We start from the raw sequence: 18,313 nt of genomic DNA, 5'->3' as shown, positions 1-18,313 counted from the left end.
TTCAACATCAATGTTGTCTGTCAGTCCGCCATCGCGGGCAAGCCCGCTCCCACATGGATCGCCGGTGAATTTGAATTTTGTGTGAGGACACCGTTTTGCGCTCTACCGAAGTCGTGATCATTGGCGCTGGCGCCGCAGGGTTGATGTGTGCACTGACCGCCGCCGGGCGTGGGCGCAAGGTGTTGCTGCTGGACCATGCCAACAAGGCCGGCAAGAAAATCCTGATGTCGGGCGGTGGCCGCTGCAATTTCACCAACATGTACACAGAGCCGAGCAATTTCCTCTCGCAGAACGCACACTTCTGCAAATCCGCCCTGGCCCGTTACACCCAGTGGGATTTCATCGGCATGGTGGCCAAGCACGGCGTGCCGTACCACGAGAAAAAACTCGGCCAGCTGTTCTGCGATAACAAATCCAGCGACATCCTCGAAATGCTGCTCAACGAGTGCGATCAGGTCGGCGTCAGCCTGCACCTGGACACCTCGATCCAGACCATCGAGAAACTCGAAAGCGGCTACCTGCTGGACACGACACTCGACCAGATCACCTGCGAATCCCTGGTGATCGCCACCGGCGGTCTGTCGATCCCGACCCTGGGTGCCACCGGTTTCGGTTACCAGGTGGCCAGGCAATTCGGACACGAACTGCTGCCGACCCGCGCCGGCCTGGTGCCGTTCACCATCACCGATCAGCTCAAGGCCCTGTGCACCGAGTTGTCCGGCACGTCGGTGGATTGCCTGGTGAGCTGCAATGACCAGAGCTTCCGCGAGAACATCCTGTTCACCCACCGCGGCCTCAGCGGCCCGGCGATTTTGCAGATCTCGTCGTTCTGGGAATCCGGCGACACCGTCGAGATCAACCTGCTGCCGGATCACGACGTGCCGGACTGGCTGCAACAGCAGCAAGCCGAACGCCCCAACAGCGAGCTGAAAACCCTGCTTGGCGAAATCTTCACCAAGAAGATGGCCAACCTGCTGGCGGACAACTGGTTCGTCTCCAAACCGATGAAGCAGTACACCCACGCGGAACTGGCCGATATCGCGGAAAAACTGGCGAGCTGGAAAGTCGTGCCGGCGGGTACCGAAGGCTATCGTACTGCCGAGGTGACCCTGGGCGGCGTCAACACCAATGAAGTGTCGTCCAAGACCATGGAATCGCTGAAAAGCCCGGGGCTGTACTTCATTGGTGAGGTGCTGGACGTGACCGGGCATCTTGGCGGGTTCAACTTCCAGTGGGCGTGGGCTTCTGGTTACGCCGCCGCGCAGTACGTCTGACTCACCCCAAAACCTGTAGGAGCGAGCCTGCTCGCGATAGCGGTCTAACAGTCGACATCAATATCGAATGTACCGGCCTCATCGCGAGCAGGCTCGCTCCTACATTGAATACGTGTGGTATCAAGGAACAGATTTTGCTGTCTGATGTGATCGGCGCCATTGCGTCGGCGTCATTAGTGGCTCAATTTAGCGTCATTGCCTCGGAAGGCCTTCGCATTTCATGTCATCGACTTCGTTCCGCCAGTCTCTGCGTCGCCTTTGGGCGCTGGATAAATTCAGCTACAGCGTGCGGGTATTCATTGCCCTGACCGGCACCATGGCGCTGTGTTGGTATCAGGATGAAATGGGCCTGCTGATCCCGTTGTTCCTGGGGATTATCGCCAGTGCCCTGGCCGAAACCGACGACAGCTGGCAGGGCCGTATCAACGCGCTGGCGGTGACGCTGGTGTGTTTCGCTGTCGCCGCCCTGTCTGTCGAACTGCTCTTCCCCTACCCCTCGCTGTTTATCATCGCCTTCGCCCTGGCCGCGTTCTGCCTGACCATGCTCGGCGCTCTTGGCGAGCGCTATGGCGCGATTGCCTCGGCAACTTTGATCCTTTCGGTCTACACCATGATCGGCGTGGACCAGCGCGGCGGAGCGGTCAGCGATGTCTGGCACGAACCGTTGCTGCTGGTGGCCGGTGCTGCCTGGTACGGCTTGCTGTCGGTGGTGTGGCAGGCGCTGTTTTCCAATCAGCCGGTGCAGCAGAGCCTGGCGCGGTTGTTCCGCGAACTGGGTTTTTACCTGAAGCTGAAATCCTCGCTGTTCGAGCCGATCCGGCAGATGGACGTGGAGGCGCGGCGCCTGGAATTGGCCCAGCAGAACGGCCGGGTGGTGGCGGCACTGAACGCCGCCAAGGAGATCATCCTGCACCGGGTCGGCAATGGTCGCCCGGGGTCGAAAGTCAGCCGCTACCTCAAGCTGTACTTCCTTGCCCAGGACATCCACGAGCGCGCCAGCTCATCGCACTACCCTTATAACGCTCTGGCCGACGCCTTCTTCCACAGCGACGTGCTGTTCCGCTGCCAACGCCTGTTGCGTCAGCAAGGCAAGGCCTGCCGGGCCCTGGCCGAATCGATCCAGATGCGCCAGCCGTTCACCTATGACGCCAGTTTCGCCGAGGCCCTGAGCGACCTGGATGCCTCTCTCGAACACCTGCGCATCCAGAGCAACCCGGCCTGGCGCGGCTTGCTGCGTTCACTGCGGGCACTGGCGGCCAACCTCGGTACTCTCGACCGCCTGCTCAGCGATGCCAGCAACCCCGACGCCCTGGCCGATGCCACCGACAGCAGCCTGCTCGACCGTTCGCCGCGCAGCCTCAAGGACGTGTGGCTGCGCTTGCGCACGCAACTGACGCCGACCTCGCTGCTGTTCCGTCATGCCCTGCGATTGCCCCTGGCCTTGAGTATCGGCTACGCCATGGTGCATTTGATTCACCCGTCCCAGGGTTACTGGATCATCCTCACCACGCTGTTCGTTTGCCAACCGAATTACGGCGCCACCCGCCGCAAACTCGGTCAACGGATCATCGGCACCGCCATCGGCCTGACCCTGGCCTGGGCGCTGTTCGACCTGTTCCCGAACCCGCTGATCCAGTCGTGTTTCGCCATTGCCGCCGGGGTGGTGTTCTTTACCAACCGCACCACCCGCTACACCCTGGCGACGGCGGCGATCACCCTGATGGTGCTGTTCTGCTTCAACCAGGTGGGTGACGGGTATGGACTGTTCCTGCCCCGGTTGTTCGATACCTTGCTCGGCAGTCTGATCGCCGGGCTGGCGGTGTTCCTGTTCCTGCCGGACTGGCAGGGCCGACGCCTGAACAAAGTGCTGGCCAACACCCTGGCCTGCAACAGCATTTACCTGCGCCAGATCATGCAGCAATACGCTGCGGGCAAAAGCGACGACCTGGCTTACCGCCTGGCCCGCCGCAACGCGCACAACGCCGACGCGGCGCTGTCCACCACGCTGGCCAACATGCTGATGGAGCCGGGGCATTTCCGGAAGGAGGCGGACGTGGGCTTCCGCTTCCTGGTGCTGTCACACACGCTGCTCAGTTACCTGTCGGGCCTCGGCGCGCACAGGGAAACCCAACTGCCGGCGGACGTGCGCGAGCACTTGATCGATGGGGCCGGGGTGAAACTGGCCACCAGCATCGACGCGATCGCCCAAGGGCTGGCGAGCAAGTCTTCGATCGAGATTCAGAGCGATGAAGAAGAAGCACTGGCCAATGAACTGGAACAGATGCCTGATGAAATCGATGAGGGGCAGCGGTTGGTGCAGACGCAACTGGCGTTGATCTGTCGGCAGTTGGGGCCGTTGAGGACGCTGGCGGCGCATCTGATCAAGGACACCAGTGAGGATTGAGACCTGTGGTGTCCGGGCGGACCTCATCGCGAGCAAGCGCGCTCCCACAGGGGGCACTGATGTTCACAAAACTTGTGTCGACTGAAGATCTACTGTGGGAGCGAGCTTGCTCGCGATGAGGCCATCAGCAACAACACAGAAACTGGCTCAACCCACTCACATCCCGTGCTGTTTGATCAACTTGTCATAACTCCCGTCCGCCTTCATCGCCGCGATCTCGCGGTCGAAACCGGCGACGATCCGCGCATGCTCGGGATTCTTCAGGCTGACCATAATATGCAGGCTGTTCTCGCTTAATGGCTTGGGCAGGAACTCCACGGCGTTTCGCACCTTGGGTGACTCACGGGCCAGATAGTAGCGAGCGACGAACTCATCTTCCAGTGTCAGCTTGACCCGGTCGGCCGCGAGCATGCGCACCGCCATGGCGAAACTGTGCACGGGGATTTTCTGCAACGACTCGTCGCTGTCGAACGCAGGCGAATACGCGTATCCACGCACGATCGCGATCGGATAGGTGTGCAATTGCTGCAGGTTATTGAATTCGATGGGCGCGTCTTTGCGCTTGAGAAAGCGTACGCGATTAAGCAGGTACTCGCCAGAAAACTGGCCAAGCCTGGTCCGCTCCTCGGTGTACCAGGCGTTGACCAGCACGTCGTATCGACCCTCGCCCAGTCCCATCAAGGCCCGTGCCCAGGGCACCTGCTCGAACTCACTGGCATAGCCGGCCCTGGCGAGTGCGGTACTGACAATGTCCGTGGCCAAACCACCGTTGACGAGCGTGGAATCGGTAAAGGGGGGCCAGGCATCAGCGACCAGCCGCAGTTTTTCTGCCGCCGCTCCCTGAACCAGCAACAGCAATCCAATCAAGGCCAAAGCTCGATGCAATCGCGGCATGCCAGAAAATCCTTAGCGGGCAGGTTGCCCGACGTGTTTTCAGCCAAAACCCCAAGGCCCCTGTATCGGCAAGACCCGGGTACTCAACATTAGCTCATCGACGCCACAGCACAGCGCTTCGATCCAGATTACACAAAGAAGACATCTGCGCGAGAAATGAATGATGGCATTTTGGCCTTTGTCACAGATTCTTCCACCATAAAGACTTCTGGCGTGAGTGCGCTTAGTATCGGAACGACGTTTTCAGGGAATAAAAACATGACAGTCGATTGGATCTGCAAACACCACAGCGACCTGGGCAAGGAGCAGCTGTACGCCATTTTGCAGTTGCGTGCGGAAGTGTTCGTCATCGAGCAAAAATGCGTTTACCAGGATATTGATGGTCAGGACCTGGAAGGCGACACCTGCCACGTGATGGCCTGGGACGGTAACCGGCTGGTGGCCTACCTGCGGCTGCTCGACCCGCAGTCACAAGGCGGCGACGTGGTGATCGGGCGGGTGATCATTGCCCCTCAGGCACGCGGCGTCGGCCTGGGGCATGAGCTGATGGATCAGGCGTTGAAACAGATCGAAAAATACTGGCCCGGCCTGCCGGTCTACCTCTCGGCCCAGGCGCATTTGCAGGGGTATTACGGGCGGTACGGGTTTGTCGTGGCGGGTGAGGAATATGTCGAGGATGGCATTCCACACATTGGCATGCGTCGCCCGTAAGGGCCTCTTCGCGAGCAAGCCCGCTCCCACACTGGATTGTGTTCACAACTCAAATCAACTGTGGGAACGGGCTTGCTCGCGAAGGCGTCAGTCAAACCACTGAAAGATTTCAGGGATACTCCAACACTGCCTTGATCTGCCGCAGATTACGTTCGATCCAATCACGATCAATCGCCCCCCACTCGCGAATCCGATAGCGCCCCGCATGGTTGCGCGCGCCTTCTTCCTGCTCGAACTCACAAATGATATCCAGATCCGCCAACGCCGCGATGGTGTCCTGTGCCGTGCGCCGGGGCATGCCGGTGACCTCGGTCAGCGACGGGACGCTGCTGGCCAGCCCGCTGTCGATCAGGTACGCCACGTACAACCGGCGATAGAAGCTGCTCTTGGTCTTGCTCACGTCCATCCAATGCTCCTTAAAAGATCGCAGCCTGCGGCAACGCCTACAGATCCCGCCACGTCAGGTACACCCGCACATCAAATTCCACCTGGTGATAACCCGGCAGCATGTGTTCGCACAGTTTGTAGAACGCCTTGTTGTGGTCCGATTCCTTGAAGTGCGCCAGCTCATGCACCACGATCATTTTCAGGAACTCGGAAGGCGCCTCCTTGAACAACGAAGCGATGCGGATTTCCTTCTTGGACTTGAGCTTGCCGCCCTGCACCCGGGAAATCGTGGTGTGCAGGCCAAGGGCACGGTGGGTCAGGTCCAGGCGGTTGTCGAACAGCACCTTGTCGATGGCCGGAGCATTACGCAGGTACTCCTGCTTGAGGTCCAGGGCATAGGTGTACAGCGCCTTGTCGCTCTGCACCCCGTGCTTTTGCGGATAACGCTGGCTCAGGTAATCGCCCAGCCGACCGTCGGCGATCAGCTGGCGCACCTGATCCTGCAGGGTAGCGGGATAAGCCTGGAGATATTTCAACACGGTCATCGGGGCGGCAATACAGGTCACTAAAAGGTCGCCAGTGTAGCGAATTCAGCGGGGTAGCGCGCCCCAGTCAAACGGCTGGACAAAGACCCCGGTGTCTTCGGCCATCAGCGGCCGGGCCACCAGAAAACCTTGCACAGATTCACAGCCGTTGGCTTGCAGCCATTCATACTGCGCAACGGTTTCCACCCCTTCGGCAATCACCAGCATCCCGAACTGTTTGCACAGGTCGATCACACTGCGCACCAGCGCCGCATCCTTTGCCGACGCCGGCAACTTGGCGATCAAATGGCGGTCGATCTTGAGGGTATCCAGCTCCAGGTCGCGCAAGTGCGTCAGGGAACAGGGGCCGGCCCCGAAGTCATCCAATGCCACTCGTACGCCCAGATTGTGCAACAGGCGCAATTGCTTGCGGGTTTCTTCGGGGTTGTGCATCAAGGCCTCTTCCGTGACCTCGACTTCCAGATGACGCGGTTGCAGGCCATGGCGCTCCAGCACCTGGCGCAACTCGGTGACCAGATTTGGCAAGCCGAACTGCGTACTGCTCAAGCTGACGCCGAGCACCAGGTCCTCGGCAAACAGGGACTCCCAGGCTTTGCGTTGCCCGGCGCCGCGATGGTAGATCCAGCTACCCAGGCGACTGATCAGCCGCGCCTCCTCCAGCAATGGCAAAAACAGCCCCGGGGGGACATCGCCAACGCTCGGATGCTGCCAGCGCAACAAGGCCTCGAAGCCCCGAATCCGCCCGTCGGCAATCGCCACCTGAGGCTGATACACCAGATTGAAATCCCGGTTCTCGATGGCCGTGCGCACACTTTCTTCCAGCATCAGCCGCGTGCGCGCCCGGCCATTCATTTCATGATCGTAGAAGCGATATTGCTGACGGCCGGCACGCTTGGCTTCGTACATGGCGATGTCGGCCGCCCGCAGCATGCCGTCGAGATTGGCGCCACAATCAGGGAACGTGGCGATGCCGATGCTGGCACCCAGGGCGATATCGAGGCCATCGACCTGCTGACAGATCGACACTCGCTCGATGAGCTTCTCGGCAATCTTCGCCGCCTGTTCGGGGAACTCCAGATCCAGCAGCGCGGTGAATTCGTCGCCGCCCATCCGCGCCAGAATGTCGAAGGGCCGCAGGCAAGCCTTCAACTGTTCGGAGACCCAGCGCAGCACACGATCACCAGCATCGTGCCCTAGGGAATCGTTGACTCGCTTGAAGCCGTCGAGGTCCAGGTACATCAAGACCCAGGAACTGTCGGAACGCTCACCGCGCAACAGCAGGTTCTCTACGGTCTGGTAGAAACCCCGGCGGTTGAGCAATCCGGTCAACGGATCGGTGACCGCCTGAAACTCCAGTTGCTGATGCAGATGGCGCACCACCGACATGTCCAGCACGGTCACGACCATCGCGTGTTGCTCGGCAGGCAATGGCGCGCAGGACAAGGCCACCGGCACCTGCTGGCCGGGCGCGGTTCGTAGCTGGGCATCGTGCAGTCGCAGGGTTTCGCCGCGTTTGTATCCGGCCAGCAACTCGGAATCGGCCCATATCGGGATATGCGGTTTTTGCAGGTAGTCCAGAAACTCCTTGCCTTGCAGCTCCTGCACCGGGGCATTGAGCAACCGAGACATCGCAGGATTTGCAAAACGAATCAGACCGTCCTCACCCAATACCAGAATGCCTTCGGCTGCGTTATCCAGCACCGACGCATTAAAGGCACGAGCGGCTTCCAGATCATGACTCAGTCGCTGCAGGGCCCGGCGGTTACGCTGGTGTTCAAGCAACGCCTGGACCTTGGGCGTGAAGACCTGTGGGTCGAACGGCTTGAACAGGTAATCCACCGCACCACTGGCATAGCCCTTGATCACGGCGTCCTTGGACTGTTCGTTGGCGGTCAGGAAAATGATCGGTGTCAGACGGGTCCGCTGGCTACCGCGCATCAGGCGCGCCACTTCATAACCGTCCATTCCTGGCATCTGCACGTCCAGCAGCACCAGGTCGATATCGTGTTCAAGTAACAAGCCGAGGGCCTCGAAACCCGAGTTGGCAGTAATGACCCGCCAGCCCTGGCGCTGTAACAACGCGCGCATGCTAATCAGGTTTTCAGGGTAATCGTCGACGACTAAAAGGGTTGAGCCGCCTTCTACTGGCGTGGGTTGCGCGCATTCCATGCTGCTTCTCTAATTGCGGGGTGTCAGGCCGGTTTCTCGTGAAAACCGGACAAATACTGTGCCTTCACTCTAGACCCGGTTCTGCGAAAGCAGAAGGTGTCAGTGAGCCATCATTTAATCATTGTGTCTTTTTACCGACTAACGGTCGAATGCTCTGTCCGATGAAACCCCGGAAGATGGCATTTCGACAGGATGTTGACGTCAGCCATCCGTCAGGCGAGCATTAACAAAATCCCCCGCTACGCTTATAAAGGCCGCCCAAAAGGTGCGGTCTAGAGCTTCTGGTACGCCCGTGCAGCATGAACCCAGTGGAAGAACCGACATGATCGATCTCGCAACCTGGAACCTCAGCGTTCCCGTTGGCAGCCCACCGTACACCGTCGAAACCGCCAAACTGGTGGATGGCTTCAAAGATCAATACTTCCATTCCGACACCGGCACATTGTTTTTCTGGTCGCCCGTGACCGGCTCCCGTACCGAAAACGCGATTTATCCGCGCACCGAATTGCGTGAAACCTACAGCAACGGCACGTTGAAAAACTGGTATTACCCGGAGGCCGACAATTTGTTGTATGCCACTCTGGCAGTAAACCAGGTGCCGAGTTCCGGGAAGATCGTCATCGGCCAGATCCATGCCTATCAAAGCCAGAAACCTCTGGTGAAGGTCGAATACCAATACAAAACCAGTACAGGCACCGGCAATATCGTCGCCAAGGTCCGGATGCATCCCGATGACGATACAGGCCAGGTGATCATCGTTGCGACGGGGGTGAAACTCGACCAGGAGTTCAACTATCTCATTCATCTCAGCCCTGGTGGCGCCTTGGGCATCAGCGCCGCAGGTTATCAATGGGATACGCAAATCAGCACAACCTGGCGCGACAAACCGCTGTATTTCAAGGCCGGGGTCTATGTGCAGGACAACACCGGGTACACCACGGAAGGCGGCAAAGTGACATTTAGCAAGCTGGATATCGATCACAATCAATAGCCCCGAAAGTCCGCGTCATACATTTCTCTCGCCCACAAAAAAACCCGCCTCTCGGCGGGTTTTTCATCAAGGCAGTTTAACGCTCAGGCTTAGTTGACCTTGGCGTTCAACTCACCTTTCAGGTAACGCTGATACATGCCTTCCAGCGAGATCGCCTTGATCTTCGAAGCGTTGCCGGCAGTGCCGAAGGCTTCGTAGCGAGCGATGCACACGTCGCGCATGGCGGTAACGGTGGCGCCGAAGAATTTACGTGGGTCGAACTCGCTCGGGTTGGTGGCCATCAGGCGACGCATTGCGCCAGTGGATGCCAGGCGCAGGTCGGTGTCGATGTTGACCTTGCGCACGCCGTGCTTGATGCCTTCGACGATTTCTTCAACCGGTACGCCGTAGGTTTCTTTGATGTCGCCGCCGTACTGGTTGATGATCGCCAGCCACTCTTGCGGAACCGAAGACGAACCGTGCATCACCAGGTGAGTGTTCGGAATGCGCTTGTGGATCTCTTTGATGCGGTCGATGGCCAGCACGTCGCCGGTAGGCGGCTTGGTGAACTTGTAGGCGCCGTGGCTGGTGCCAATGGCGATCGCCAGGGCATCAACCTGAGTGCGTTTTACGAAGTCAGCGGCTTCTTCCGGGTCGGTCAGCATCTGGCTGTGATCCAGAACGCCTTCGGCGCCGATGCCGTCTTCTTCACCGGCCATACCGGTTTCCAGCGAACCCAGGCAGCCCAGCTCGCCTTCTACCGAAACGCCGCAAGCGTGAGCCATGGCTACGGTTTGCTGGGTAACACGGACGTTGTAGTCGTAGTCGGTCGGGGTCTTGCCGTCTTCGCCCAGGGAACCGTCCATCATTACCGAGCTGAAGCCCAGTTGAATGGAACGCTGGCAGACGTCAGGGCTGGTGCCGTGGTCCTGGTGCATGCACACCGGGATGTGCGGGAATTCTTCGATCGCGGCCAGGATCAGATGACGCAGGAATGGCGCGCCAGCGTATTTACGGGCGCCGGCCGAAGCCTGGACGATCACCGGGGAGTCAGTCTTGTCAGCGGCTTCCATGATGGCGCGCATCTGCTCAAGGTTGTTGACGTTGAAGGCTGGAACGCCGTAGCCGAACTCGGCTGCGTGGTCCAACATCTGGCGCATGCTGATAAGTGCCATTGTGTGTATCTCTCCCGGTTGAGGGTCGTTAATCGTGCCAGCCTGCCGGAGCGGCGGCGGCTATTCAAGTTTTTGCAGATCGGGGGTTGGCCCGGGCTGCGGATTCGGTGTTCTTCGTTTTACTCGGCCTTGCAACCACGGCCGATCAAATCATTGGTGGCGACCCAGTAAACCAGGCCTTCCTCACCTTTTATGTGAAACGCCAGCATGTCATTGCTGTACAGCGAACCCGATGCACCCGGTTCCTGCTTCAGGCGGTAGACCTGATCGGCACCGCCCAGGCGCACGTCGACTTCCCTGCGGCTGTCGTCGGTGTAGCGCCACAGCACTTTGGCCTGGCTGTCGCAGGTCCAGGTGGTCCAGTTATCCACAGGGGCGGACGACTGGAACAGGTTCAACTGAGCACAACCGGCCAACAACGTCAGCGCCGCAACGGCGATAAAACCTTTCATCCGTGTCCCTCGACTGACGGCGCACGCCGCCAGCCCTGAGTAATGAGTCAGACCCGTCAAGGGCAGCCATGTTCCTTGGCGGGTGCCTGGGTCTCGTATTTGTCCAGGCCCTCCGGCCCGGAACGCTTGTTGAGCACCGGGTTGGTTTCCGCCTGCCAGTCAGCCTGGTAGCAGCCTTTGTCCGACTCGGACGGCGCCGGTTCCGCAGTGGCCTTCGGGTTACTCCCGCACGCCACCAGCGAACCTGCGACGATCAACAGCGCTAACGTCTTGACCATTTCAACACTCCCTGCCTGGTCAAACGGGCGACCCTCAGGCCTTGGCCCGGCTTTCCAGGACTTCAACGGCTGGCAGGACCTTGCCTTCGACGAATTCGAGGAACGCGCCGCCACCGGTAGAAATGTAGGAGATCTGCTCGGCCACGCCATACTTGTCGATGGCGGCCAGGGTGTCGCCACCGCCGGCAATGGAGAACGCCGCGCTGTCTGCGATGGCCTGGGCCAGCACCTTGGTACCGTTACCGAACTGATCGAATTCGAACACGCCGACCGGACCGTTCCACAAGATGGTTTGCGACGACTTCAGCAGCTCGGCAAAATTCGCCGCGGTCTGCGGGCCGATGTCCAGGATCATGTCGTCGGCAGCAACGTCAGCGATCAGCTTGACGGTCGCAGTGGCGCTTTCGGCGAATTCCTTGGCAACCACCACGTCCACTGGCAGCGGTACGCTGACCTTGGCGGCGATGGCGCGAGCGGTGTCCAACAGGTCCGGCTCGTACAGGGATTTACCGACCGGGTGACCGGCAGCGGCCAGGAAGGTGTTGGCGATGCCGCCGCCGACGATCAACTGGTTGCAGATCTGGCTCAGGCTGTTCAGCACGTCGAGTTTGGTCGACACCTTGGAGCCGGCAACAATGGCCGCCATCGGCTGGGCCGGGGCGCCCAGGGCTTTGCCCAGCGCATCCAGTTCAGCAGCCAGCAGCGGGCCGGCAGCAGCGACTTTGGCGAACTTGGCCACGCCGTGGGTCGAACCCTCGGCACGGTGAGCGGTGCCGAAGGCGTCCATCACGAACACGTCGCACAGGGCTGCGTATTGCTGGGCCAGTTCGTCAGCGTTCTTTTTCTCGCCCTTGTTGAAGCGTACGTTTTCGAATAGCACGATGTCGCCCGCTTTCACGTCGACACCGCCCAGGTAATCGGCCACCAGCGGCACTTCACGACCCAGAGCACGGCTCAGGTAGTCGGCGACTGGCTTGAGGCTGTTCTCGGCCGAGAACTCGCCTTCGGTCGGACGGCCAAGGTGCGAGCAGACCATCACGGCCGCGCCTTTTTCCAGGGCCAGCTTGATGGTCGGCAGCGAGGCCAGGATACGCGCATCGCTGGTGACAACACCGTCCTTGACTGGGACGTTGAGGTCTTCGCGGATCAATACGCGCTTACCTTGCAGATCGAGGTCGGACATCTTCAACACGGTCATGGGTCGCACTTCCTACGGTTTTTTTGAAGTTGCTGTTTGCAGATAGTGTTCTGCAACGTCCAGCATTCGGTTGGCAAAACCCCATTCGTTGTCGAACCAGGCCAGGATGTTCACCAGCCGTGGGCCGGAAACGCGGGTCTGACTGGCATCGACGATCGCCGAATGTGGGTCATGGTTGAAATCACAGCTTGCGTGAGGTAGCTCGGTGTAGGCCAGCAAGCCTTTGAGCGGGCCGCTGGTGGCGGCTTCGCGCAAGATCCGGTTGACCTCGGTGGCGTCGGTCGCGGTGGCGGTCTGCATCGTGATATCGAGGCAGGACACGTTGACCGTCGGCACCCGCACGGCTTTGGCCTGAATTCGGCCGGCAAGTTCCGGCAGCAGGCGCTCGATACCACGCGCCAGACCGGTGGACACCGGAATCACCGACTGGAACGCCGAACGGGTACGGCGCAGGTCTTCGTGGTGATAGGCATCGATGACCGGCTGATCGTTCATCGCCGAGTGAATGGTGGTGATCGATACGTAATCCAGACCAATGGCCTGATTCAACAGGCGCAACAGCGGCACGCCGCAGTTGGTGGTGCAGGACGCGTTGGACACCAGCAACTCGTCGCCGGTCAGGCAATCCTGGTTCACGCCATAGACGATGGTTGCGTCGACGTCCGTCTCGCTGGCCATCGGCTGGGAAAACAGCACACGCGGGGCGCCGGCGTCGAGGAAACGCTGGCCGTCCTCTCGCGTGTGATAAGCACCGGAGCACTCCAGCACCAGATCGACGCCCAGGGACGCCCAATCGATGCCTTCGGGGGTAGCACTGCGCAGGACCTTCACGCAGTCGCCATTGATATGCAGACAATCGCCGTCGACCTTCACTTCGCCGGGGAACCGGCCATGGGTGGAGTCGAAGCGTGTCAGGTATTCGATGCTGGCCATGTCCGCCAGATCGTTGATCGCGACAATCTCGAACCCGGCCTTCTCGCCTCGCTCGAACAACGCACGCAAGACGCAACGACCAATCCGGCCGTAGCCGTTGAGTGCAACTTTGTAGGGACGCGGTTGAGGCATGGGGTTCTCGATTACCGTGGTGAATCCATCAGTTTTGTGTCGTTTGAACCGACGCTATCGCGAGCAGGCTCGCTCCTACATGGGCGATGTAGAACCCTGTAGGAGCGAGCCTGCTCGCGAAGGCGTCAGCCCGGACAACATCACTGTCGGACTTAGTCTTCCAGCAGCTCTTCAGCCTGACCCAGGATGTTTTCCAGGGTGAAGCCGAACTCTTCGAACAAGGCCGACGCAGGCGCCGACTCGCCGTAGGTGGTCATGCCGATCACGCGGCCTTCCAGGCCCACGTACTTGTACCAGTAGTCCGCATGGGAAGCCTCGATGGCGATACGGGCGCTGACCTGCAACGGCAGGACCAATTGCTTGTAGCCGGCGTCCTGGGCATCGAACACGCTGGTGCACGGCATGGAAACCACGCGTACCTTGCGGCCCTGCTCGGTCAGTTTGTCGAAGGCCTGAACGGCCAGGCCGACTTCCGAACCGGTGGCGATCAGGATCAGCTCAGGCTCGCCAGCGCAGTCTTTCAGCACGTAACCACCACGGCTGATGTCGGCGATCTGGCCGGCGTCGCGGGTCTGGTGCTGCAGGTTCTGGCGGGAGAAGATCAAGGCCGAAGGACCGTCCTTGCGCTCCAGTGCGTATTTCCAGCTCACCGCCGACTCAACGGCGTCGGCTGGGCGCCAGGTATCGAGGTTCGGCGTGCAGCGCAGGCTGGCCAGTTGCTCGATTGGCTGGTGAGTCGGGCCGTCTTCGCCCAGACCGATGGAGTCGTGGGTGTAGACGTGGATCACACGCTGCTTCATCAGGGCCGACATGCGCACCGCGTTGCGCGCGTATTCCATGAACATCAGGAAGGTCGCGCCGTAAGGCACCAGGCCGCCGTGCAAGGCAACACCGTTCATGATCGCGGTCATGCCGAACTCGCGCACGCCGTAGTACATGTAGTTGCCGCTGGCGTCTTCGGCGGTGACGCCTTTGCAGCCTTTCCACAGGGTCAGGTTGGAACCGGCCAGGTCAGCCGAACCGCCGAGGAACTCAGGCAGCAACGGGCCGAATGCGTTCAGGGCATTCTGGCTGGCTTTACGGCTGGCGATGGTTTCGCCCTTGGCAGCCACTTCGGCGATGTAGGCCGAGGCTTTTTCGCTGAAATCAGCTGGCAGCTCACCGCTCAGACGACGCACCAGTTCGCTGGCTTCAGTCGGGAACGCGGCGGAGTAAGCGGCGAAACGCTGGTCCCACTCGGCCTCGACAGCTTTACCTGCTTCCTTGGCGTCCCACTCGGCGTAGATATCGGCCGGGATTTCGAACGGACCGTGGTTCCATTTCAGCGCCGCACGGGTCAGGGCGATTTCCGCGTCACCCAGTGGGGCGCCGTGGCAATCTTCCTTGCCTTGCTTGTTCGGCGAACCGAAACCGATGGTGGTCTTGCAGCAGATCAGGGTTGGCTGCTCGCTTTTGCGCGCAGTGTCGATCGCCGTCTTGATCTCTTCCGGGTCGTGACCGTCGACATTGCGGATCACTTGCCAGTTGTAGGACTCAAAACGCTTCGGCGTGTCGTCGGTGAACCAGCCTTCGACTTCGCCATCGATGGAGATGCCGTTGTCATCGTAGAAGGCGATCAGCTTGCCCAGGCCCAGGGTACCGGCCAGGGAAGCGACTTCGTGGGAAATGCCTTCCATCATGCAGCCATCACCCAGGAACACATAGGTGTGGTGGTCGACAATGTTATGGCCAGGACGGTTGAACTGCGCCGCCATGACTTTTTCAGCCAGGGCAAAACCCACGGCGTTGGCCAGGCCTTGGCCCAGTGGACCGGTGGTGGTTTCTACGCCCGGGGTGTAGCCGAGTTCCGGGTGGCCCGGGGTGCGGCTGTGCAGTTGACGGAACTGCTTCAGGTCATCGATCGACAGGTCGTAGCCGGTCAGGTGCAGCAGCGAGTAGATCAACATCGAGCCGTGGCCATTGGACAGCACGAAGCGGTCACGGTCGGCGAACGATGGATTGCTCGGGTTGTGCTTGAGGTAGTCGCGCCAAAGTACCTCGGCGATATCCGCCATACCCATCGGGGCACCGGGATGGCCGCTGTTGGCTTTTTGCACGGCATCCATGCTGAGGGCACGAATGGCGTTGGCACGCTCACGACGGCTAGGCATCGCTGTTCTCCTGGGGGCTTGAATAAAACGAAACGGAAAAAAGGCGAGCATTTTCCCTCACCGGGACGCCTCGGGGCAATGACAGATAGTCATCTGAAGGCGTTTTTCCAATGGATAACGACGTATTCGCTTGGTGAAACCTTTCCGCCGTCCGTTTGTTGACTGAAGCTAACGTTAAGAAGTGCCATCTATCGAGCAATATCAAAACTTTTTGATATTGCTCTTGCGATGCCTTCGACCCGTGACTAGACTGCCGGCCTTATGAATTTACGCGTGCCATCCATTCAACATGACGATTGCGATGAGCTGGCAGCCTTGTGCAAGGCTGGCGGCGATCCCCTGCGGTTGAATGTCTTGCGCGCACTGGCCAACGATTCGTTCGGTGTGCTGGAACTGGCACAGATCTTCGGCATCGGCCAGTCAGGCATGAGCCACCACCTCAAGGTACTGGCCCAGGCCGACCTGGTGGCGACGCGCCGCGAAGGCAACGCGATTTTCTACCGTCGTGCACTGCCCCACACCGAACTGCTGGGCGGCAAATTGCACGCAGCGCTGCTCGAAGAAGTGGACAACCTGACGCTGCCGACCGACGTACAGTCGCGCATCACCCAGGTCCATGGACAACGCGCGGCCGCCAGCCAGGACTTTTTCTCACGGGTGGCGGAGAAGTTTCGCGCCCAGCAAGACTTGATCGCCGGCCTGCCGCAATACCGCGAAAGCGTGGTGGCCCTGCTCGACAAGCTGAGCTTCGACAAAGACGCCACGGCCATTGAAGTCGGCCCCGGCGATGGCGCATTCCTGCCGGAACTGGCGCGCCGCTTCGCGCAAGTCACGGCGCTGGATAACAGCAGCGCGATGCTTGAGCTGGCGCGCCAGGTCTGCGAACGCGACAAGCTGACTAACGTCAGCCTGCAACTGGCCGATGCATTGAACGGCGTCAGCCTCAAGGCCGATTGCGTTGTACTGAACATGGTGCTGCACCATTTTGCCGCGCCGGCCGATGCGCTCAAGCACATGGCCAATTTGCTGCAACCAGGCGGTAGCCTGTTAGTGACAGAGTTATGTAGCCACAACCAGAGTTGGGCCAAGGAGGCCTGCGGTGATCTCTGGCTGGGGTTTGAACAGGACGATCTGGCCCGTTGGGCCACCGCTGCGGGACTCGTTCCCGGGGAAAGCCTCTATGTAGGCTTACGTAATGGTTTCCAGATCCAGGTCCGCCATTTTCAGCGACCGGCTGGCGACACTCACCATCGGTAATTTCAGGAAAACATCGAGATGAGCGAATACTCCCTTTTCACCTCCGAGTCCGTGTCTGAAGGGCATCCGGACAAAATCGCCGACCAGATTTCTGATGCGGTGCTGGACGCCATCATTGCTGAAGACAAGTTCGCCCGTGTGGCGTGCGAGACTCTGGTGAAAACGGGCGTGGCGATCATCGCCGGCGAAGTCACCACTTCGGCCTGGGTTGACCTGGAGCAGATCGTTCGTGACGTGATCACCAACATCGGCTACACCAGCTCCGACGTCGGCTTCGACGGCGCGACCTGCGGCGTGATGAACATCATCGGCAAGCAGTCCCCAGACATCAACCAGGGTGTCGACCGTGCCAAGCCTGAAGATCAGGGTGCCGGCGACCAGGGCCTGATGTTCGGCTACGCCAGCAATGAAACCGACGTGCTGATGCCTGCACCGATCACTTTCTCGCACCAACTGGTGCAGCGCCAGGCCGAAGCCCGTAAATCCGGCCTGCTGCCTTGGCTGCGCCCGGACGCCAAGTCGCAAGTGACCTGCCGTTACGAAAACGGCAAGGTTGTCGGTATCGACGCCGTCGTTCTGTCGACCCAGCACAACCCGGAAGTGTCGTACAACGACCTGCGCGAAGGCGTGATGGAGCTGATCGTCAAGCACGTGCTGCCTGCCGAACTGTTGAGCAAGGACACCCAGTTCCACATCAACCCGACCGGCCAGTTCATTATCGGCGGCCCGGTGGGTGACTGCGGTCTGACCGGTCGCAAGATCATCGTCGACAGCTACGGCGGCATGGCCCGTCACGGCGGTGGCGCATTCTCCGGCAAGGATCCATCGAAGGTTGACCGTTCGGCTGCCTACGCCGGTCGTTACGTGGCCAAGAACATTGTTGCCGCCGGCCTGGCCGAGCGTTGCGAGATTCAGGTGTCCTACGCCATCGGCGTTGCTCAGCCGACTTCGATCTCGCTGAACACCTTCGGTACCGGCAAGATCAGCGATGACAAGATCGTCAAACTGGTCCGCGAAGTGTTCGACCTGCGTCCATACGCGATCACCACGATGCTCGACCTGCTGCACCCGATGTATCAGGAAACCGCTGCGTACGGCCACTTCGGTCGCACCCCGGCGACCAAGACCGTGGGCGACGACACCTTCACCACGTTCACCTGGGAAAAAACCGATCGCGCCGACGCTCTGCGTTCTGCTGCCGGCCTGTAAGACTTCCCCGCAACACCCGAAGCCCCGCACGGTTCGCGCCCTGCGGGGCTTTTTATTGGGATTCGCTTTACACCGCATCGCAGCCTTCGCGGGCAAGCCATTAGAAACACTCGGTAAAAACCCCGCCCGCTGCGCTAACTGATACTGACCTAGCCTTCAAGCACCTCACCGAGCA

At 60.1% G+C, this 18,313-nt stretch carries 16 protein-coding genes; 6 read left to right on the top strand and 10 right to left on the bottom strand.

Going from position 1 to position 18,313, the window contains the following annotated elements; all coding sequences use genetic code 11:
- The first annotated feature begins 95 nt into the window (after positions 1-95).
- Both KGB07_RS09975 and yccS read left to right on the top strand, forming a co-directional pair.
- Positions 96-1,274: an NAD(P)/FAD-dependent oxidoreductase gene (locus KGB07_RS09975; protein WP_046039326.1), complete on the top strand. Its 1,179-nt coding sequence runs from the start codon at positions 96-98 to the stop codon at positions 1,272-1,274.
- A gap of 220 nt (positions 1,275-1,494) precedes the next feature.
- Complete coding sequence (gene yccS, locus KGB07_RS09970) at positions 1,495-3,678, top strand: YccS family putative transporter (protein ID WP_223465285.1); 2,184 nt, start codon at positions 1,495-1,497, stop codon at positions 3,676-3,678.
- A gap of 156 nt (positions 3,679-3,834) precedes the next feature.
- Here yccS and KGB07_RS09965 read toward each other — a convergent pair whose 3' ends face one another.
- Entirely contained in the window at positions 3,835-4,572 is a 738-nt protein-coding gene (locus KGB07_RS09965; RefSeq protein WP_046039324.1) for a substrate-binding periplasmic protein, read from the bottom strand.
- Between the two features lie 258 nt (positions 4,573-4,830).
- Here KGB07_RS09965 and KGB07_RS09960 point away from each other — a divergent pair, with 258 nt between their 5' ends.
- Positions 4,831-5,283, top strand: a complete 453-nt coding sequence (locus tag KGB07_RS09960) for a GNAT family N-acetyltransferase (protein ID WP_223465284.1) — start codon at positions 4,831-4,833, stop codon at positions 5,281-5,283.
- 109 nt (positions 5,284-5,392) lie between these two features.
- Here the strand turns inward: KGB07_RS09960 and KGB07_RS09955 are convergent, their stop codons facing one another.
- The 3 genes from KGB07_RS09955 to KGB07_RS09945 are packed head-to-tail and all read right to left on the bottom strand — an operon-like array spanning position 5,393 to position 8,384.
- Positions 5,393-5,689, bottom strand: coding sequence for a helix-turn-helix domain-containing protein (locus KGB07_RS09955; RefSeq protein ID WP_046039321.1), 297 nt, complete (start codon positions 5,687-5,689; stop codon positions 5,393-5,395).
- A 37-nt stretch (positions 5,690-5,726) separates the two neighbouring features.
- A complete protein-coding gene (locus tag KGB07_RS09950) occupies positions 5,727-6,215 on the bottom strand; it encodes a M48 family metallopeptidase (RefSeq protein ID WP_046039320.1) in 489 nt (162 codons plus the stop codon).
- A gap of 45 nt (positions 6,216-6,260) precedes the next feature.
- Positions 6,261-8,384 carry a putative bifunctional diguanylate cyclase/phosphodiesterase gene (locus KGB07_RS09945; protein ID WP_046039319.1) on the bottom strand — a complete coding sequence of 708 codons (2,124 nt, stop codon included), beginning with the start codon at positions 8,382-8,384 and terminating at the stop codon, positions 6,261-6,263.
- Positions 8,385-8,706: 322 nt separating this feature from the next.
- On the opposite strand from KGB07_RS09945, the gene KGB07_RS09940 reads away from it, so the two are divergent.
- Positions 8,707-9,375 carry a polysaccharide lyase family 7 protein gene (locus KGB07_RS09940; protein ID WP_046039318.1) on the top strand — a complete coding sequence of 223 codons (669 nt, stop codon included), beginning with the start codon at positions 8,707-8,709 and terminating at the stop codon, positions 9,373-9,375.
- Positions 9,376-9,464: 89 nt separating this feature from the next.
- Here the strand turns inward: KGB07_RS09940 and fba are convergent, their stop codons facing one another.
- The 6 genes from fba to tkt all read right to left on the bottom strand — a co-directional run bounded on the left by fba (position 9,465) and on the right by tkt (position 15,672).
- Entirely contained in the window at positions 9,465-10,529 is a 1,065-nt protein-coding gene (fba, locus tag KGB07_RS09935) for a class II fructose-bisphosphate aldolase (RefSeq protein WP_007981624.1), read from the bottom strand.
- A 119-nt stretch (positions 10,530-10,648) separates the two neighbouring features.
- Complete coding sequence (locus KGB07_RS09930) at positions 10,649-10,981, bottom strand: MliC family protein (RefSeq protein ID WP_046039317.1); 333 nt, start codon at positions 10,979-10,981, stop codon at positions 10,649-10,651.
- Positions 10,982-11,037: 56 nt separating this feature from the next.
- Positions 11,038-11,259, bottom strand: coding sequence for a hypothetical protein (locus tag KGB07_RS09925; protein ID WP_046039316.1), 222 nt, complete (start codon positions 11,257-11,259; stop codon positions 11,038-11,040).
- Between the two features lie 34 nt (positions 11,260-11,293).
- Positions 11,294-12,457, bottom strand: a complete 1,164-nt coding sequence (locus KGB07_RS09920; protein ID WP_046039315.1) for a phosphoglycerate kinase — start codon at positions 12,455-12,457, stop codon at positions 11,294-11,296.
- A gap of 12 nt (positions 12,458-12,469) precedes the next feature.
- Positions 12,470-13,522 (bottom strand): erythrose-4-phosphate dehydrogenase, encoded by a 1,053-nt coding sequence (gene epd, locus KGB07_RS09915; RefSeq protein WP_008050248.1) that lies wholly within the window; start codon positions 13,520-13,522, stop codon positions 12,470-12,472.
- Positions 13,523-13,674: 152 nt separating this feature from the next.
- Entirely contained in the window at positions 13,675-15,672 is a 1,998-nt protein-coding gene (tkt, locus tag KGB07_RS09910) for a transketolase (protein ID WP_046039314.1), read from the bottom strand.
- 261 nt (positions 15,673-15,933) lie between these two features.
- Here tkt and KGB07_RS09905 point away from each other — a divergent pair, with 261 nt between their 5' ends.
- Together KGB07_RS09905 and metK are read left to right on the top strand one after the other, a co-directional pair.
- Positions 15,934-16,929, top strand: coding sequence for an ArsR/SmtB family transcription factor (locus KGB07_RS09905; RefSeq protein ID WP_046039312.1), 996 nt, complete (start codon positions 15,934-15,936; stop codon positions 16,927-16,929).
- Positions 16,930-16,947: 18 nt separating this feature from the next.
- The gene (gene metK, locus KGB07_RS09900) at positions 16,948-18,138 is read left to right on the top strand and encodes a methionine adenosyltransferase (RefSeq protein ID WP_008050251.1); all 1,191 of its coding nucleotides are present in this window, start codon (positions 16,948-16,950) and stop codon (positions 18,136-18,138) included.
- Positions 18,139-18,313: the final 175 nt, after the last annotated feature.

The sequence above is a fragment of the Pseudomonas sp. GL-RE-26 genome (assembly GCF_019956275.1).
GTDB lineage: Bacteria > Pseudomonadota > Gammaproteobacteria > Pseudomonadales > Pseudomonadaceae > Aquipseudomonas > Aquipseudomonas grandcourensis.
Note: the sequence above shows the minus strand (reverse complement) of the source record. Positions and strands in the feature narration are given on the sequence as shown.

Excerpts from the sequence above, each read along its gene's own strand:
- KGB07_RS09940 (WP_046039318.1), top strand. The coding sequence starts at position 8,707 with ATGATCGATCTCGCAACCTGGAACCTCAGCGTTCCCGTTGGCAGCCCA.
- tkt (WP_046039314.1), bottom strand. The coding sequence starts at position 15,672 with ATGCCTAGCCGTCGTGAGCGTGCCAACGCCATTCGTGCCCTCAGCATG.
- yccS (WP_223465285.1), top strand. The coding sequence starts at position 1,495 with ATGTCATCGACTTCGTTCCGCCAGTCTCTGCGTCGCCTTTGGGCGCTG.
- KGB07_RS09955 (WP_046039321.1), bottom strand. The coding sequence starts at position 5,689 with ATGGACGTGAGCAAGACCAAGAGCAGCTTCTATCGCCGGTTGTACGTG.
- KGB07_RS09960 (WP_223465284.1), top strand. The coding sequence starts at position 4,831 with ATGACAGTCGATTGGATCTGCAAACACCACAGCGACCTGGGCAAGGAG.
- fba (WP_007981624.1), bottom strand. The coding sequence starts at position 10,529 with ATGGCACTTATCAGCATGCGCCAGATGTTGGACCACGCAGCCGAGTTC.
- metK (WP_008050251.1), top strand. The coding sequence starts at position 16,948 with ATGAGCGAATACTCCCTTTTCACCTCCGAGTCCGTGTCTGAAGGGCAT.
- KGB07_RS09965 (WP_046039324.1), bottom strand. The coding sequence starts at position 4,572 with ATGCCGCGATTGCATCGAGCTTTGGCCTTGATTGGATTGCTGTTGCTG.
- KGB07_RS09905 (WP_046039312.1), top strand. The coding sequence starts at position 15,934 with ATGAATTTACGCGTGCCATCCATTCAACATGACGATTGCGATGAGCTG.
- KGB07_RS09950 (WP_046039320.1), bottom strand. The coding sequence starts at position 6,215 with ATGACCGTGTTGAAATATCTCCAGGCTTATCCCGCTACCCTGCAGGAT.
- KGB07_RS09945 (WP_046039319.1), bottom strand. The coding sequence starts at position 8,384 with ATGGAATGCGCGCAACCCACGCCAGTAGAAGGCGGCTCAACCCTTTTA.
- epd (WP_008050248.1), bottom strand. The coding sequence starts at position 13,522 with ATGCCTCAACCGCGTCCCTACAAAGTTGCACTCAACGGCTACGGCCGG.
- KGB07_RS09930 (WP_046039317.1), bottom strand. The coding sequence starts at position 10,981 with ATGAAAGGTTTTATCGCCGTTGCGGCGCTGACGTTGTTGGCCGGTTGT.
- KGB07_RS09925 (WP_046039316.1), bottom strand. The coding sequence starts at position 11,259 with ATGGTCAAGACGTTAGCGCTGTTGATCGTCGCAGGTTCGCTGGTGGCG.
- KGB07_RS09920 (WP_046039315.1), bottom strand. The coding sequence starts at position 12,457 with ATGACCGTGTTGAAGATGTCCGACCTCGATCTGCAAGGTAAGCGCGTA.